This window comes from Gilvibacter sp. CC01 (assembly GCF_055755295.1).
This window is the reverse complement of the sequence record NZ_CM146909.1, coordinates 1505568-1520940: the sequence shown is the minus strand read 5'-3', so window position 1 is coordinate 1520940 and position 15373 is coordinate 1505568. Positions and strand designations below refer to the sequence as shown.

The following is a 15373-nucleotide window of genomic DNA, read 5'->3' as shown; positions in this document are numbered from 1 at the left end:
CCGGCTAAATTAGATTGATTTAGTATTTTCATAGACCAATTAACGGTTTATGGATAGAAGAGATTTTTCAAAGAATATGGCCCTTGCTGCCTCCACGGTCGGCTTGGGCTTTTTTGTTACTTGAGAGCTCTAAAATTAGTTTCTTCCCGATTCATCGGGGTAAAGTTGCCAAACCGGATCGCTCTGGTAGATGGTTTTGGTGGCAACATCAATTGCGGTTAATGGGCCTTTATATGCCGCTGCCGTATCGATATTCCAAACGTTGGCACAGTTGACCACCTCGCTTTCTCCAATTTTGGTAACAGGAGTATGTCCAATATAGATCTCTTTAAAAAGGGTCAATCTTTTAGGATACCGCGGATGCTCCACGGGCATTTTGGGGTCGAGCCCGCAAGCCATTTCCCAAAGTGTTCTATCCCAATAGACCATATTAGGATAGTACTCATGCTGAGGCCCATGCGGGTTGGTAAACCCGGCATGTACAAAGAGTCTATTGTTTTTATCGATCCAATAGTTGACCAATTGGTCTAGAAATTCAATATGTCTCGCTTTATATGCTGCGCATTTGTCGCTGTAATTGGCTTTGGTCATTTCGCCTCCGGAAGCCAACCATAAAGGGTTGTTTGAGTGTACCTTTAAATGCTGGGAGAGCAAATAATCGTGATTTCCTCGAATAAATACACAGTGCTGTTTTTTGGCAATTTCAATGAGAAACTCTACGGTATTGGCTGCATCGCTCCAGCCATCCACATAATCGCCTAAGAAGACCAGGGTGTCTTCCGCAGCAATTGGAATACGATCCAAGAGTTGCTCAAGTGCTTTTAAACCGCCATGTATGTCGCCTATTGCGTAGGTTTTCATTGTTGCTTGTCTGCCAGATCTATTAAAAAGATGATCAACACAATGGCTGCAATGATGCCCACCACCAAGAAAAAGATCTTCCAGAAGGAATACGGGCGTTGGCCAGAGAGCGCTCCTGTCTGTCCGTTGACAAAGAAGTTGTATTGTTTGCCTTTAAAACTATATGCGCTGATATAGATGGGCAGCAGAATATGCTTAAAGGTCTCGTCTGTGAGTTTCATGTTTAGGGATGAAACACGCTGGGTATCTCCACCCATATCTCTGCATACCCAACGGTGGGCGATGCGTTTAGCCTCCTTGTTGGATTCTATATGTCCTTCTTTGAGTGGTATGGTATACTTCTCTGTCACAAATCCGGCCAAAAAGGAACTGTCAAAGGGTTTGAGCTCCTTTAAATTCCAGCGGGCGATCTTACTAGGGATTCGCCCAGATTTTTGTTCCGAAGCTTTGATCAAGGTATCGTCTACAAAACCAGAAATGCTCCCGCTTGCCGGAGTCCAACGTGTTCTGCGTTCCTGACGCATCCTGGTAACCGTTTTTCCGTTTACGGTGGTCGTATAGGGCACGGACACATAATAGTAGTCTCCGCGTTGTCCGGTATAGGTCGCGTAAAGTTGGGCATCAAAGGTCCAATAGGGAACATATAGGCCTTTGGTGAACTGCGGATCTAGCGCTGCTTTTTTGAGCTTATTCGGAGCAAACCACAGCTTTTTGACCCAAGATTTGAATATGGAATGTGCCTTTTCCTTGGTCAATTGAAAAGGAACGAGAGCTCCAGGTAAGATCCACGCTTCCTTCTGCTGATCTTCAATAATGAGCGGCATGCTGCAATACACACAATGCAGGGACTTATAATTCTCCTCTATGTGCTGGTTTGCACCACAGTTCTTGCATTGAATTAGTGAGATGACCTCGCTGTGTGAAAGATGCCCAAGCTCCTCCAAATAGGGCCGAAGCTCCAATTCTTCGAAACTATTTGTAGCAGCTGTAATGGTTTCGCTGTGACCACAGTATTCACACTGCAACTCGGTTGTTCCAGGCGCATATAGGAGTTCCGCCCCGCAATTGATGCAGGCCTTCTTTAATTCTGATTTAGACTTGGGCTGTGCAGCCTCCATCGCTTATGTGGGTTCTGAGATTAAGCAGGCAGTGGCGGTGGGGTCGCTCCTCCTAAAAAGGCTTTGAGTTCTTCTACATCCTTTAGTGGTGCCCAGTCGCTCATGCCTTGCTTCCAAACCAAGGAATCCTTGTTTACTGTCCTGTTGGCAAAAAGGGCGCGCAACTGTTCAAAACTAACTGGGCCCGCTTGTTGACCATTGTAGGCGTAATAGTATTGTACTGCTGTTGGCATTGGCGGCGGCACGGCTCCTGTGGGAGCCGCTGCAGGCGCTGTAGCTTGTCCTGCTCCACCCATAAGGCCTCCCATTTGTTGGGCCAATACGAATCCCATACCCATGCCCATTCCGGCGCCGGCAGTTCCGCCTTCATTGGCGGCTGCCGCCTCAATGGCTTTAGCGGCTTTGAATTTGGCCAATTTGTCCAGGTCCAATTTGTCAATGCGGCTGTATTCGAAGATCTCCTTTTTAAGGTCTTCTGGCATGGAGACATTCTCGATAAAGAATTTCTCCAAAGAAATACCAACACTTGCAAATTCTGGTTGCATAACCTCTTGACAGGTCTCACTCAATTCTGTGGAATTGGCTGCGTAGAGTTCTATGGGTAAGTTGGCTTCTCCAATGGTGTCGGTAAAGCGCGTTGCGATAAGACTTTTTAGATGTTCGTTGATCTCGAAGTTGGTAAAATTGTTGTCTGTTCCAACAATGTCTACTATGAATTTATCGGGATCACTGATCTTAAAGGCGTAGGTTCCAAAGGCGCGGATCTCCACCAATCCGAAGCGATCATCGTTAAGTGTGATCGGGTTTTTAGTACCCCATTTCTCGTCGGTGAAAAGGTGGGTATTCACAAAGTAAACCTCGGCCTTGAACGGACTATTGAATCCGTATTTCCATCCTTTTAAAGTAGCGAGTATAGGTAAGTTCTCTGTGTTTAGCGTGTAGGTTCCTGGTTCGAATACATCGGCCAGTTCTCCTTCGTTAATAAAGACCGCCATTTGCCCTTCTCGCACTATGAGTTGTGCACCGTTCTTTATTTCATTCTGGTAGCGTTCAAAACGGTGACAGATGGTGTCGTCCGTATAATCCAGCCACTCAACAATGTCGATGAATTCGTTGCTGAGTTTCTCTCTAATCTTGTCAAAAAGGCCCATAGGTAGATAATGTTTAATGTTGATGGTTAAAGATAGGAATTTAGGGATTTAATAAGATTAAGTTTCCTTTACTATATCCCGCTTCCGATAGATTAGTGCAGATCATCGGATTTTGTTACAGACTACCCTTATTTCTTTAATTGTATTTTAATTTCCGCAAAATGCGAACACATTCCCTGTAGGAGTCATAGATCCCTTTACTGTAGGCTTTCAAAAAAGGTTTGGCTTCTACCAGCTTGTCTTTTGCGTCTGGAAAATCGTTGAGATAACAGATCAAATAAGTGTTAGGTAAATTCCGTATATCCTGAATCTCCATTTTGGTCAATGGAATTTCCTTTTTCAGCTTTTCCAAAAGGGCATTGTTAGCGTTGTAAAAATGATGCAAGGTCTTTTTATCAAACTGCGGAGGGTCAAAAAGTAATTGGGTCTCGATAGTGTAGGAGCCGTTGTCTTCAAATTTTATAAGAACCTCCTCTAAAGGGTAGTATTTGGTCTGATTGTTCAACCCCAAGCTCACATATTCCACGATCTTGAAAAAATCGTCATTGTATTTTATGCTGACTTCATCTAGCGCCGAATAGAACAAACGTTTTTGTTCGTTGATCAGCTCTATATCTACTCGGGAGTAATAGGTTTCATCTTTGACTTGCTTGGTATGTCCTGCCCAGCAAAGCACGAATAATTCTTTAAAGACCTTGTAGTGAGAAGGCATATCGGCGTGCCGGTTATTGATAAAATCGATCACCCCGTCTAAGGTAAGTTCAATATTGTTTCTGGCGTGCTGCTCAATGGCTGCAACAATTTCTGAATTGTGATCTACTAATTCAATATCAAAGGCCTGAGGTTTAGAAATACTGCCTTCTCTAAAGAACACGGTACCGCCCCAATACTTCCAAATATTCTTGCGCAAAGAGGTGATCTCATTTATGGAGCGAATGGTAACCAAGCCAACTACCTTACCATCTTCCAGATCTGGAAAGTTGATATTCTCGTATTGGATTTGCGGCGGATTGGTCAAATAGGCATTGATCAGGTTTTGGATCTTGGAATCGTCAAAGAAATCCACCCCAACAATCTCATTGTTAGCGTCTTCTACGCCAATTATGATATAGGAATTGTTGGCCGGATTCGAATTGCTGAGCGCGCAGATATGCTTTAGAAATTTGGCTTTCCCTTCCTTTGAGCCAATATCAATGCGGCGTTTCTTATCATAAAAACTACTCTCGTCATTATGAGCGAGCAAGTATTTGACAAGTAGCCGTTTATTGATCATAATATTAGGCCTGTTTATTTACGATCATAGACGAAGCCTGATCCACACACATCATGGTAAGATCTGCAATGTTTACATGCGGCGGACGCGTCACTGCAAACCAAATGGCCTCTGCAACATCTTCTGGATTTAAAGGAGTATAGCCTTTATAGACTTGGTCTGCCCTTTCTGAATCGCCTTTGAATCGTACTTCGCTGAATTCGGTCTGCACAAGCCCAGGGTTTACCGCTCCCACACGGATAGGAGTTCCGTTGAGGTCCATGCGCATGCCTTGGTTAATGGCATCGACAGCATGTTTACTTGCGCAATAGACGTTTCCTTTGGGATATACTTCTTTGCCAGCGGTAGAACCAATGTTGATTATATGGCCTTTTTCTCTTTCCAGCATGCCTGGAAGTATTGCTTGGGTTACATACAATAGGCCTTTTACGTTGATATCCATCATGGCATCCCAATCGGTGCTGCTGCCTTCTTGTATGTAGTCCAAACCGTGTGCATTCCCGGCGTTATTGACCAAAATGTCAATATTCTTAAACGCTTCTGGCAGGCTATCAATGGCTTTATTTACTGCGGATTTATCTCGTACATCAAATTGCAACTGGTGTACATTGGTGTACGCTGAGAGCTCCTGACTTATAAGCTGAAGGCGTTCTACTCTTCGTCCGCACAAAATGAGTTTTATCCCTTCTTTTGCCATAAGACGGGCTGTGGCTTGTCCAATTCCCGAGGTGGCACCTGTAATTAAGGCTATCGAATTCTTCATGTATTTTGGCGATTTTGTAATTGAAAATAATGCATTTTTAGACACTTCTGGAAGCGCAAAATTGAAACCCTGTATTTAAACGTTATTGTCCTCTTAAAAGCAGGTCTTAAAATTTATAAAAAACGCTTATTTTTCAGGCCATAGCACTCCTTATGTTATCAAGAACTTTTAACCAACTGTTAACAAGACTTGTCGCAGAAAATAGGCAATTTGCGCTTACTAAAATTACCATCAGAAAAAATCAATAAAAACAGCATTTATGGAACAAGCTACGGCAAGTGTTGATATAGGAGCATTAAATGCAAAAATTGAACAGGAGAGCGCCTTTGTGGACCTGCTAACCTTAGAGATGAACAAGGTGATCGTGGGGCAAAAGCACATGATAGAGCGCCTTTTAATAGGCCTTTTAGGACAAGGACATATCTTACTAGAAGGGGTGCCTGGTCTTGCTAAAACCTTGGCCATTAATACATTATCTCAGGCAGTACACGGCAGTTTTAGCCGTATTCAGTTTACTCCAGACCTGCTCCCGGCAGACGTTATCGGAACCCTTATTTACAACATCAAAGAAAACGACTTTAGCATAAAGAAAGGACCCATCTTTGCCAACTTTGTCTTGGCAGATGAGATAAACCGTGCACCAGCCAAGGTGCAATCGGCCTTACTGGAAGCCATGCAAGAAAAGCAGGTGACCATCGGCGACGAGACCTTTCCGTTGGACAGACCATTTTTGGTCATGGCCACACAAAACCCGATTGAGCAAGAAGGAACTTATCCGCTTCCGGAGGCTCAAGTAGACCGTTTCATGTTAAAAACGGTAATCAACTATCCGCAGCAAGCAGAAGAGCAACTTATCATCCGTGCCAACTTAAAAGGTGCTTTTGAAAAGGTCAATCAAGTGGTGACCATAGAACAGATCACAAGAGCTCAGCAAGCGGTGCGTGAAGTTTATATGGATGAGAAGATCGAGAAATACATACTCGACATCATCTTTGCTACTAGAAATCCGAAGCAATTTGGATTGGCAGATCTAGAAGGGCTGATTGGCTTTGGAGCTTCGCCACGTGGTAGTATCAATTTGGCCATGGCCTCCAAATGCTATGCCTTTATTAAGCGTAGAGGATATGTGATTCCGGAAGACGTTCGTGCAGTGGTTCACGATGTATTGCGTCACCGGATCGGGATCACCTACGAGGCTGAAGCAGAAAATATTGACTCCGTAGCCATCATCAACAAGATTGTCAATCAGATTGAAGTACCATAGAAGCGCACCTTACTAACCAAGACAAACTCAAGAGAGTACAGTAATGGATACAGCAGCACTTCTTAAGAAAGTACGGAAGATAGAGATCAAAACGCGCCGCCTAAGTGACCACATCTTTGGCGGAGAGTATCACTCTACCTTCAAAGGGCGTGGTATGACCTTTAGCGAGGTGCGTCAATACCAATACGGCGACGATGTACGTAACATCGATTGGAACGTTACTGCTCGTTATAACGAGCCCTTTGTAAAGGTCTTTGAAGAAGAACGCGAGCTAACCCTCATGCTTTTGGTAGATGTTAGTGGATCTGAATTATTCGGTACCAAGGAGCAGTTCAAAGAAGAATTCATCACGGAGGTCGCAGCTACTTTGGCCTTTTCTGCCTTACAGAACAACGACAAGGTAGGGCTACTGCTTTTTTCGGATCAGATAGAACTGTTCATTCCGCCTAAAAAAGGAAAATCGCACATACTGCGAATCATTCGCGAGCTTTTAGAATTTGAACCTAAAAGCAGACGTACAGATCTGGATCAGGCTTTAAAATATCTGATCAATGTGATGAAAAAGAAAGCCATTGTCTTTGTGCTTTCTGATTTTATGACAGATCAGTACAAGGAGACGGTGAAGCTAGTAGCGCGCAAGCACGACCTTACAGGAATCCGCATATTCGATCCGCGAGAAGAAGATATTCCGAACCTCGGGGTGGTACAAATGCTAGATGGCGAAACGGGCGAAAGCATGCTGGTAAATACCGGTTCTAAATCGGTGAGAAAAAACTATAACCGCTATTACCGCGAACGTGTGGACTACTTCCAAGAGGTGTTCTTAAAGAGCGGGAGCGGACAGATCTCTTGTCGAATAGACGAGAGTTACGTAAAGAAATTATTGGGCTATTTTAAAAACAGAGCGTAGCTTGAAAAGGCTTTTTATATACAATATTTCAGTGGTTGGGCGATTATTCTCCCTCTTGTCGCTATTGTGTGCAGCACAATTGCAGGCACAAGTTCGCGCCGAATTAGATTCTACTAAGATCAAGATAGGCGAGGAACTGCGCTACCGCTTGGTTGTAGAGTCCGATACAACTGACATTATTCAGTTCCCAGAAGGTCAGACTTTCTTGCCGTTGGAGGTTATAGAGGCCTACCCCATCGACACAGCCTATAATCAACAGCGCCAAACTTTGATAAGAGAATACGGCCTCACGCAGTTTGACAGCGGGCAGTATTTGATACCCAGACAACGCGTTATTATAGGCGAGAAGGCCTTTTTTACCGATTCCTTACTCATTGAGATCGACGACGTAGTGGTAGATACCACCAAGCAGAAGATGTTCGATATTCGGGAACGCATGGATGTTGGTGAACGTCCGGCCAACCTCAAATGGCTCTGGATAGTTCTCCTGCTTGCAGCCATTGGTGGTGGATTGTATTGGTTCTTAAAGCGGAAAAAAGAGAAAGCGGAGGCAGAAGCTGCTATTCCGCCTTATGAGGAGGCCATCGCGGCTTTAAAGGCATTGGATGAGTCGCCGCTTGCCATGCAAAAGGGCTCTAAAGATTATTATTCGGCACTTACCGAGATCGTGAAGCGCTACTTGGATAGAGAAGTTGATTCGGCAGCTCTTGAGAGTACCTCTGCAGAACTTATAACGCGACTGCAAATGCACAAGGATGCAGGTAGTTTTGCTTTTAGCGACAACATGATAAAGGCTTTAGACAGTATTCTAAAGCGTGCGGATCTGGTGAAATTTGCGAAGCAACAGATAGCTCCGGAGATCGCAGCAGCAGACCGTCAAGAGTTGGAACAAGTGGTCAATCAGACCAAAGAAGCCATTCCGGAACCAACAGAAGAAGAACTTTTAGAGGACTTACAGTATCAGGAAGAACTCAGAAAACAACAGCTCAGAAAACGCTGGATCATAGGCACACTGGCCGGAATTGGAGTATTGGTGATAACCACAGGAATTCTTGCGGCAACTTTAGGAGTTGACTACTTAAAAGACAATCTCATTGGTCACCCTACCAAAGAACTGGTAGAATCCACTTGGTATTTGAGCGAGTATGGCGATCCGGCAGTGATCATAGAAACTCCAGAGATCTTGGTGCGCAAAGAAATTGTACTACCAGATTCGGCTATAGAGATCGTCAAGGATATGAGTTCCTTCTCTTACGGAAGCTATGTGGACAATTTCTACATCGCTGTAAACACCACCGAATACAAACAACCTGTAGAACCAGATATGGATGCCGGTATTGAAGCGGCACTGAAGAATATTGAAGCAAAAGGTGCTCAGAATCTCTTTGTTAAGCAAGAGAGTTTTGAAACCGATAAAGGGATCAAAGGGGTTAAGGCCTATGGCTCTTTCAATGCTACTCAGGGTAACGGAAAACTCGGACGCAAGCTCAATTACGAAATGTATCTTTTTGGGCAAACTGGAGCCTCTCAACAGGTTGTCATTGTTTCAGAAGAGGACGATCCATACGCCAAACAATTGATAGAACGCATAGTTGCTTCCATAGAGTTAGAAGTTAACATTACACAACCTCAAATAGGAAAACCACAATGATCGCGTTAAATTTTGAATTTGTAAATCCAGAACTGTTCTGGCTCCTGCTTTTGGTGCCGGCGGCAGGGGTTTGGTATTATTTGAAGCGCGACAAGCAAACGGCTTCCTTGCGCATGTCTAGTTTAGATGGGTTTAAGGCTAGCGGGAATCTATTGGGTAAACTTAAGCCGCTATTATTTGTACTTCGGATAATAGCCTTGGTGATTCTTATCACTGCCATGGCCCGACCTCGCACCTACAGTGAAAATTCAAGAACCAAGACCACCAAAGGGTTAGACATTGTCATGGCCATAGACGTATCTGCAAGCATGCTGGCCCGAGACCTAAAGCCAAACCGTTTAGAGGCTTTAAAAAAGGTGGCTGCTCGCTTTATCAATGCGCGCCCAAACGATCGTATTGGCCTAGTAGAGTATGCCGGAGAGAGCTACACCAAAACGCCACTTACCAGCGATAAGACCATAGTGCTCTCTTCGCTTAAAGATATAAGCTACAACCGAATCATTGAAGGTGGCACCGCCATTGGAATGGGCTTGGCAACAGCCATTAACCGCCTAAAAGAAAGCAAGGCCAAAAGCAAGGTGATCATCTTGCTAACCGATGGAGTGAACAATACCGGTTTTATCGATCCTAAGATAGCCAGTGAACTGGCGGTGGAGTTCAGCATTAAAGTCTATACCATAGGTTTGGGAACCAATGGCTTGGCCATGTCGCCTATTGGGCAAAAGTCCAACGGAGATTTCCATTACGGGAAGACTCCGGTTCAGATCGATGAGGACTTGCTCAAGCAGATTGCTGCAGAGACCGGAGGAAAATATTTTAGAGCTTCCAGTAACACGCGTTTGGAAGAGATTTACGACGAGATCAATACTTTAGAGCGAACCGAGATCGAGGAGTTCAAATTCACTACCTATAGCGAGATGTTCAGAAACCTCACGCTCTTGGCTTTTGGAATTTTGCTGCTCGAGGTGCTTTTACGTTACACCCTTTTTAGAAGTTTTGTCTGATGGTACAGTGGGAAGAAATGACATATTTCTATTTGTTAGGCGTAGTGCCAATTTTGTTGGTATTGTTGCTTGGCGTGCTGTATTGGCGCAAGCGCACACAACAGAAATTTGCAAATACAAGTTTGCTAGACCGACTTTCTCCGGAGCGTTCTAGTATTAAAACTTGGTTAAAGGCCCTTGTTTTAGGCTTAGCTTTTGTTAGTTTGGTGTTTGCCTTGGTCAACCCGAAGGTCGGAACCGAATTCAAAACGGTAAAACGCGAAGGCGTTGATCTGGTATTTGCCTTGGATGTGTCCAAGAGTATGTTGGCAGAAGATATTGCGCCAAATCGTTTGGAGAAATCCAAACAGCTTATCAGCGAGGTGATCAATTCGCTTTCGGGAGATCGCGTTGGGATCATTGGGTACGCAGGGAGCGCCTTTCCGCAGCTACCCATTACTACGGATTTTGGCTCGGCCAAGATGTTCTTGCGCAACATGAACACCGACATGGTGTCTTCTCAGGGAACTGCGATTAATGAGGCGATCAATTTAGCGCAGACCTATTACAATGATGAGGAGCAGATCAATCGCGTATTGTTCATTGTTTCCGATGGAGAAGATCACGAAGGCGAGGCAACGACCATGGCTCGTGAGGCTGCAAAAGCTGGCATTACCATCTATACCATTGGTGTAGGAAAAGACGATGCAGAAGGAGCTTGGATACCTATTAAACGCGATGGAGTGCTTATTCGATATAAGCGAGACGAGAGTGGAAACCGCGTAAGAACCAAACTCAACGAGCAGACCTTAAAAGATATCGCCGAAGCCTCTGGCGGAGCCTATTTGAACGGTAATAATACGGCTGCATTGGTAGAAGGCGTGAACGAGATCTTGAACAATTTGGACAAGACCACTTTTGATTCTCAACAAGTGGCAGATTTTAAGGATCAGTTTCAATGGTTCTTAGCGGCAGCAGTGTTTTTCTTGCTGTTGGATATCTTGTTCTTAGAGCGCAAGACCCAGTGGTTGCGCGGTTTGAATTTATTTAACGAGAAGGAGGAATAAAGATGAAGCAGTTTAAATTCATAATGTTGATACTCTGTATTGGTTTAAGCAGTTCTTTAGTGGCTCAGGAAGATCTTGAGACCCTTGCAAAGACTTCTCAGACCTTTAGAGCAGATGCCGATGTGGCAATCAATAAAGATGAGTTTGTAAGCGGCGAGGCCTTGTACAGAAAGTCCATTTCGTTAGAACCGCAGAATACGGCGAGTAAGTACAACTTAGGGAGTGCTTATTATAAGAAAGAAAAGAATAAAGAGGCCATGCGTCGCTTTGTTCAAGCGGCAGAAGTTGCCGATACCAAAAGTGAGAAACACAAAGCTTTTCACAATTTGGGCAATACGCTCATGAATGCCAAAATGTATAAAGAGGCTGTAGAAGCTTATAAAAATGCCTTACGCAACAACCCTACTGACGACGAGACCCGTTACAATTTAGCCTTAGCCAAAGAGATGCTAGAAAAAGAGCAACAGAACAACGGCGGTGGCGATAATAACGACGACAAGGACGAGAAGGAGAAAGACAAAGAAGATAAAGAGGGCGAAGAAGGTGAAGAGAAAGACGAGCAGAATCAAGAGCAAAACAAGGATCAAGAGCAAAAACCTGAACAAGGAGACGAAGAAGAAAAACAGGGAGATCCTAAAAAACCAGATCAGCCACAAGAGCAAGAACAACAAAAACTACAACCCGGACAGTTGTCCAAACAACAGATAGAAAGCCTGCTGGAAGCCATGAATAACGAAGAACAGAAAGTTCAGCAGAAAATGAACGTCAAAGACAAGAAAGGCGCTAAAGTAAAATCGAACAAGGATTGGTAAGATGAAGAAGTTAAGATCGATAGTATTGGTGCTAGTTGCGCTCTGCGGTTTCAGCGGATGGGCACAGGTGCAGTTCAATGCCTCTGCCAGTAAAGAGAAGCTGGGCATCAATGAGCGCGTACGTATCGACTTTCAGATGAATCAGGACGGCGATAACTTCAGTCCACCAGACTTTGACGGTTTCCGTGTGGTTGGTGGCCCGAATCAATCGGTGAGTAATACCTATATCAACGGGAAAAAGACCTACTCCAAGACCTTTAGCTATTTTTTATCTCCCATGTCTCGAGGGAACTTTACCATAGGACAAGCCACCGTAGAGATAGACGGAGAGATCTATAAGACCTTGCCGCTAAAGATAGAGGTGACCGCTGCGGTAGATGTTCCTAAAGACGGCAATAACGCAGAATACGTAGCCAGTGAGAACGTGCATTTGGTAGCCGAGGTCTCTAAACGTGACCCCTATCTCAACGAAGCCATCACGGTAACCTATAAGCTCTATGTTTCTGAGGATGTCAGTGTAACGCGAGCTTGGAGAGAGATAGATATTCCTAAGTATGCAGATTTCTGGAGTCAGATCAAAGAGAACCGGCAGCGGCGTGTTTTCGAGGGCAAGTTCAGAGGCCGTGACTACCGATATGTGATCTTGAAGACGGCTATCTTGTATCCGCAGAAAACAGGAGAACTCAATATTGAACCTTTGGTATTGGATGTTCCGGTTGAGGTATTGAGCAATAAACGCGACTTCTTTGGCCGCCGCTTAACCACAACGGTTAACCAAACTGTAGCTGCCGGAAACTTGACCATAGACGTAAAGCCTTTGCCAGAGCAAGGTAAACCAGTCAATTTTACGGGTGCTGTGGGCGATTTTAAATTCAACATCAGCGCTTCGCGTAATCAAGTAGATGCTAATGAATCCTTAGAGATACGTGTGCAAGCGGAAGGCGATGGAAACCTAAAGCTCTTTAATTTACCGGAATTGACCTTGCCAAGTTCCTTGGAGGTATACGATCCGAAGCGAGAAGACAATGTAAAGACCACTAGCAATGGCATGAGTGGTTCCATAGCTACGGTATATACTGTAGTGCCGCAGTTTAAGGGAACCTACCCGATACAGCCGCTTAGATTCTCGTATTTTGACCTGGCTACAGAAACTTATAAGACCATTGTTTCTGATGGTACGGTGATCACCGTGGAAAATGGTCCTGTGTCTACAGAGACTGCATCCACAGAGAACAATACAAATTCTGGAGGGCCCAAAAACATCATACAAACGGGAGATCAGTTCAAATACATTAAACTCAAATCTTCTTTAAAACCGATAGCTTCTTCCCAGTTCTTTAAGTCGCCGCTGTATTGGTCATTAATGGGCGGGCCTTTACTGCTTATCCCGATCTTTATAGTAGCGGGTAGAAAACGCAAAGAACGCTTAGCAGACGCAGAAGGGCAACGCAAACGCAAAGCAGATAAATTGGTTAAGAAATACCTTTCTGAGGCCAAAAAGAACCTGGGGCAACCTGCATTGTTCTATGAGTCCTTAGAGCGTGCCTTACACAATTACCTAAGAGCCAAATTGCGTATTGAAACTACAGAGATGAGCAAGGAAAAAATTGCTCAGATGTTAGATGAAAAAGGGGCGGAAGAAGATGCAAAAACTAATTTCATTGGGCTTTTAAAGAGCTGTGAATTGGCCCGATACGCGTCAGGAATAAGTACCAATGTTGCCGCCGATTATGAAAAGGCCACACAAGTAGTAACCCAACTCGACAAACAATTGTAATGAAGAAGTTGTTATTGATCTTATTAATGGCTTTGGTGGCGTCTGTGCAGGCGCAAGATGCTGATGCATTGTTCGAATCGGGGAAAGAGCATTATAAAGCCGACGCATTCCAAGAGGCCATAGCTGATTGGAAGGCCATATTAGATAAGGGCCAGCATTCTAAAGCGGTTTATTTTAACCTTGGAAACGCTTATTACAAGCTGGGTGAGGTAGCTCCGAGTATCTACTATTACGAGAAGGCCTTGCAATTGGACCCTACAGATAAAGAGGTGAAGAACAATCTGGTCTTTGCTCAAAATTTGCGTATCGATGTGATAGAGCCTTTGCCGAAAACGGTATTTACTCGGTTTTATGACGGTACTATTGGTAGTATGGACAGCAACCTTTGGGCCTGGCTTTCTATTGGTCTTTTGATAGCAGGAGTTTTGAGCTTTCTAGGCTACTATTTCTCTGCCACTACGGTTAGAAAGCGGATCTTGTTCGTTGGATCTTTAGTACTATTTGGCCTGGTGCTTTTTAGTATCACTGCGGCTTATTTGAGTGCTGCGGATGAGATAAATGAGCGTTCTGCTATTGTGTTTTCCGACACTATGGATGTGCGGGAAGCTCCAAAGAACAGTGGGACAGTAGCTTTCCAGCTTCACGCGGGCACTAAATTAGAGATCATCGATCAAGATGGAGACTGGCTGCGCATCAAACTCAGCAACGGTAAGGACGGTTGGGTAAGCGCCAGTGCCCTAAAGGAGCTTTAATTCTCCTCGTTTAAACGGAGATCTTCCTTGGTCTCGTCTATAATTTCTTTAGCGTCTTCGATAAGATCGGGTAGTATGGCAGGAGCTATGGGCTCAATTTGGGCGTAGAGTACAGATTCCTCCTTGCGCTCCTCAGAAAGAATAAAACCAGACATTCCCCAGTCGTTGAACCACATTAGGGCAACACTGACAATAAAGACCATTTTAAGACCACCAAAAGCAGCGCCTAAAAGTTTATTTAAGATACCAATAGCAGCAAAATCTGCGATCTTGGTTAGCATTTTACCTGCCATTTGAACCGCTACTACAATCACCAGAAAAGTGATGGCAAAAGCCGACAGGTTGATGTATTTCTGTTCCCAGTCGACCGAATTCTCTAACCAGTTTCCTGCATACCCAGAGAAATAGATGGCTCCAAAAACTCCGGCAACAACTCCTATAAGAGAAGCGACTTCTACAAAAAGGCCCTTTTTCCAGCCACCCCAGGCTGCCAGACCTATAATAACCACTAGGGCTAAATCCAAGCTATTCATGTTGCTAATTTGCGATAAATATACAAATCAAACGCTGGGAGCCTTATCTTTGTTGCTTTAAAAGCCGTATGTCTAGAGATCCACAACTTAAGGCCCGCTGGGAAGCCGTCACAGAATTGATCAGCAAACGATTTGCCGATGGGGCTCCCTTAGATCTTGATGCGATCATATACCTGATAGGGCTGCAGGAGTTTGGACAGTTCGATCGTCGCTTTAAAAAGGACGACAAGGTCAATCTGATGCATATTGCCATATGCCGCTTGTTGGAACCTTACGGCTATTACCGTTTCGACTATCAAGACGAAGACGGCTGGCCGCATTATGAAGTAGTCACGCCTTTACCCCCTTTAAAGGCCGGGGAGCAATCCGTGCTCATGAAAGAAGCCATAGTACAGTACTTTCTAGAAAAAGAAGTCATTGAATAAGCGAGGCTTATCCACAGGAAAATTTTAAATTTG

15 protein-coding genes are annotated in these 15373 nt (G+C 44.4%); 9 read left to right on the top strand and 6 right to left on the bottom strand.

All coding sequences use genetic code 11. The features are described from left to right. Nucleotides 1-135: 135 nt before the first annotated feature. The 5 genes from AC0J2F_RS07175 to AC0J2F_RS07155 form a co-directional block, all read right to left on the bottom strand. Complete coding sequence (locus AC0J2F_RS07175; RefSeq protein WP_473007065.1) at nucleotides 136-861, bottom strand: metallophosphoesterase; 726 nt, start codon at nucleotides 859-861, stop codon at nucleotides 136-138. Then, entirely contained in the window at nucleotides 858-1979 is a 1122-nt protein-coding gene (locus AC0J2F_RS07170) for a TFIIB-type zinc ribbon-containing protein (protein ID WP_473007064.1), read from the bottom strand. Before AC0J2F_RS07170 ends, AC0J2F_RS07175 begins: the two co-directional genes overlap by 4 nt. 20 nt (nucleotides 1980-1999) lie before the next feature. After that, nucleotides 2000-3130: an SPFH domain-containing protein gene (locus AC0J2F_RS07165; RefSeq protein ID WP_473007063.1), complete on the bottom strand. Its 1131-nt coding sequence runs from the start codon at nucleotides 3128-3130 to the stop codon at nucleotides 2000-2002. A gap of 136 nt (nucleotides 3131-3266) precedes the next feature. Continuing rightward, a complete protein-coding gene (locus AC0J2F_RS07160; protein ID WP_473007062.1) occupies nucleotides 3267-4403 on the bottom strand; it encodes a DUF5929 domain-containing protein in 1137 nt (378 codons plus the stop codon). A gap of 4 nt (nucleotides 4404-4407) precedes the next feature. Next, nucleotides 4408-5166, bottom strand: coding sequence for an SDR family NAD(P)-dependent oxidoreductase (locus tag AC0J2F_RS07155; protein ID WP_473007061.1), 759 nt, complete (start codon nucleotides 5164-5166; stop codon nucleotides 4408-4410). Nucleotides 5167-5425: 259 nt separating this feature from the next. On the opposite strand from AC0J2F_RS07155, the gene AC0J2F_RS07150 reads away from it, so the two are divergent. From AC0J2F_RS07150 to AC0J2F_RS07115, 8 genes are read left to right on the top strand one after another with little or no spacing between them, the layout of a single operon-like run. After that, nucleotides 5426-6430, top strand: coding sequence for an AAA family ATPase (locus AC0J2F_RS07150; protein WP_473007060.1), 1005 nt, complete (start codon nucleotides 5426-5428; stop codon nucleotides 6428-6430). Between the two features lie 43 nt (nucleotides 6431-6473). After that, nucleotides 6474-7340 carry a DUF58 domain-containing protein gene (locus AC0J2F_RS07145; protein WP_473007059.1) on the top strand — a complete coding sequence of 289 codons (867 nt, stop codon included), beginning with the start codon at nucleotides 6474-6476 and terminating at the stop codon, nucleotides 7338-7340. A 1-nt stretch (nucleotide 7341) separates the two neighbouring features. Further along, nucleotides 7342-8991 (top strand): hypothetical protein, encoded by a 1650-nt coding sequence (locus tag AC0J2F_RS07140; protein WP_473007058.1) that lies wholly within the window; start codon nucleotides 7342-7344, stop codon nucleotides 8989-8991. Further along, nucleotides 8991-9995, top strand: coding sequence for a vWA domain-containing protein (locus AC0J2F_RS07135; protein WP_473009374.1), 1005 nt, complete (start codon nucleotides 8991-8993; stop codon nucleotides 9993-9995). The genes AC0J2F_RS07140 and AC0J2F_RS07135 overlap by 1 nt, the downstream gene beginning before the upstream one ends. Continuing rightward, entirely contained in the window at nucleotides 9995-11041 is a 1047-nt protein-coding gene (locus AC0J2F_RS07130; RefSeq protein WP_374959594.1) for a VWA domain-containing protein, read from the top strand. The genes AC0J2F_RS07135 and AC0J2F_RS07130 overlap by 1 nt, the downstream gene beginning before the upstream one ends. Nucleotides 11042-11043: 2 nt before the next feature. Then, nucleotides 11044-11853, top strand: a complete 810-nt coding sequence (locus AC0J2F_RS07125) for a tetratricopeptide repeat protein (RefSeq protein WP_473007057.1) — start codon at nucleotides 11044-11046, stop codon at nucleotides 11851-11853. A 1-nt stretch (nucleotide 11854) separates the two neighbouring features. Further along, nucleotides 11855-13630: a BatD family protein gene (locus tag AC0J2F_RS07120; protein WP_473007056.1), complete on the top strand. Its 1776-nt coding sequence runs from the start codon at nucleotides 11855-11857 to the stop codon at nucleotides 13628-13630. Further along, nucleotides 13630-14382 (top strand): SH3 domain-containing protein, encoded by a 753-nt coding sequence (locus tag AC0J2F_RS07115; RefSeq protein WP_473007055.1) that lies wholly within the window; start codon nucleotides 13630-13632, stop codon nucleotides 14380-14382. The genes AC0J2F_RS07120 and AC0J2F_RS07115 overlap by 1 nt, the downstream gene beginning before the upstream one ends. Here AC0J2F_RS07115 and AC0J2F_RS07110 read toward each other — a convergent pair. Further along, a complete protein-coding gene (locus tag AC0J2F_RS07110) occupies nucleotides 14379-14915 on the bottom strand; it encodes a CvpA family protein (RefSeq protein WP_087523963.1) in 537 nt (178 codons plus the stop codon). The two genes, AC0J2F_RS07115 and AC0J2F_RS07110, sit on opposite strands and share 4 nt — an antisense overlap. A 68-nt stretch (nucleotides 14916-14983) precedes the next feature. Here AC0J2F_RS07110 and AC0J2F_RS07105 point away from each other — a divergent pair, with 68 nt between their 5' ends. Then, nucleotides 14984-15340 carry a hypothetical protein gene (locus AC0J2F_RS07105; protein ID WP_087523964.1) on the top strand — a complete coding sequence of 119 codons (357 nt, stop codon included), beginning with the start codon at nucleotides 14984-14986 and terminating at the stop codon, nucleotides 15338-15340. Nucleotides 15341-15373 lie beyond the last annotated feature (33 nt).

What these genes read in the sequence shown, in the direction of transcription:
- AC0J2F_RS07175 (WP_473007065.1), bottom strand. Translation starts at nt 861, where the DNA reads ATGAAAACCTACGCAATAGGCGACATACATGGCGGTTTAAAAGCACTT.
- AC0J2F_RS07170 (WP_473007064.1), bottom strand. Translation starts at nt 1,979, where the DNA reads ATGGAGGCTGCACAGCCCAAGTCTAAATCAGAATTAAAGAAGGCCTGC.
- AC0J2F_RS07165 (WP_473007063.1), bottom strand. Translation starts at nt 3,130, where the DNA reads ATGGGCCTTTTTGACAAGATTAGAGAGAAACTCAGCAACGAATTCATC.
- AC0J2F_RS07160 (WP_473007062.1), bottom strand. Translation starts at nt 4,403, where the DNA reads ATGATCAATAAACGGCTACTTGTCAAATACTTGCTCGCTCATAATGAC.
- AC0J2F_RS07155 (WP_473007061.1), bottom strand. Translation starts at nt 5,166, where the DNA reads ATGAAGAATTCGATAGCCTTAATTACAGGTGCCACCTCGGGAATTGGA.
- AC0J2F_RS07150 (WP_473007060.1), top strand. Translation starts at nt 5,426, where the DNA reads ATGGAACAAGCTACGGCAAGTGTTGATATAGGAGCATTAAATGCAAAA.
- AC0J2F_RS07145 (WP_473007059.1), top strand. Translation starts at nt 6,474, where the DNA reads ATGGATACAGCAGCACTTCTTAAGAAAGTACGGAAGATAGAGATCAAA.
- AC0J2F_RS07130 (WP_374959594.1), top strand. Translation starts at nt 9,995, where the DNA reads ATGGTACAGTGGGAAGAAATGACATATTTCTATTTGTTAGGCGTAGTG.
- AC0J2F_RS07125 (WP_473007057.1), top strand. Translation starts at nt 11,044, where the DNA reads ATGAAGCAGTTTAAATTCATAATGTTGATACTCTGTATTGGTTTAAGC.
- AC0J2F_RS07120 (WP_473007056.1), top strand. Translation starts at nt 11,855, where the DNA reads ATGAAGAAGTTAAGATCGATAGTATTGGTGCTAGTTGCGCTCTGCGGT.
- AC0J2F_RS07115 (WP_473007055.1), top strand. Translation starts at nt 13,630, where the DNA reads ATGAAGAAGTTGTTATTGATCTTATTAATGGCTTTGGTGGCGTCTGTG.
- AC0J2F_RS07110 (WP_087523963.1), bottom strand. Translation starts at nt 14,915, where the DNA reads ATGAATAGCTTGGATTTAGCCCTAGTGGTTATTATAGGTCTGGCAGCC.
- AC0J2F_RS07105 (WP_087523964.1), top strand. Translation starts at nt 14,984, where the DNA reads ATGTCTAGAGATCCACAACTTAAGGCCCGCTGGGAAGCCGTCACAGAA.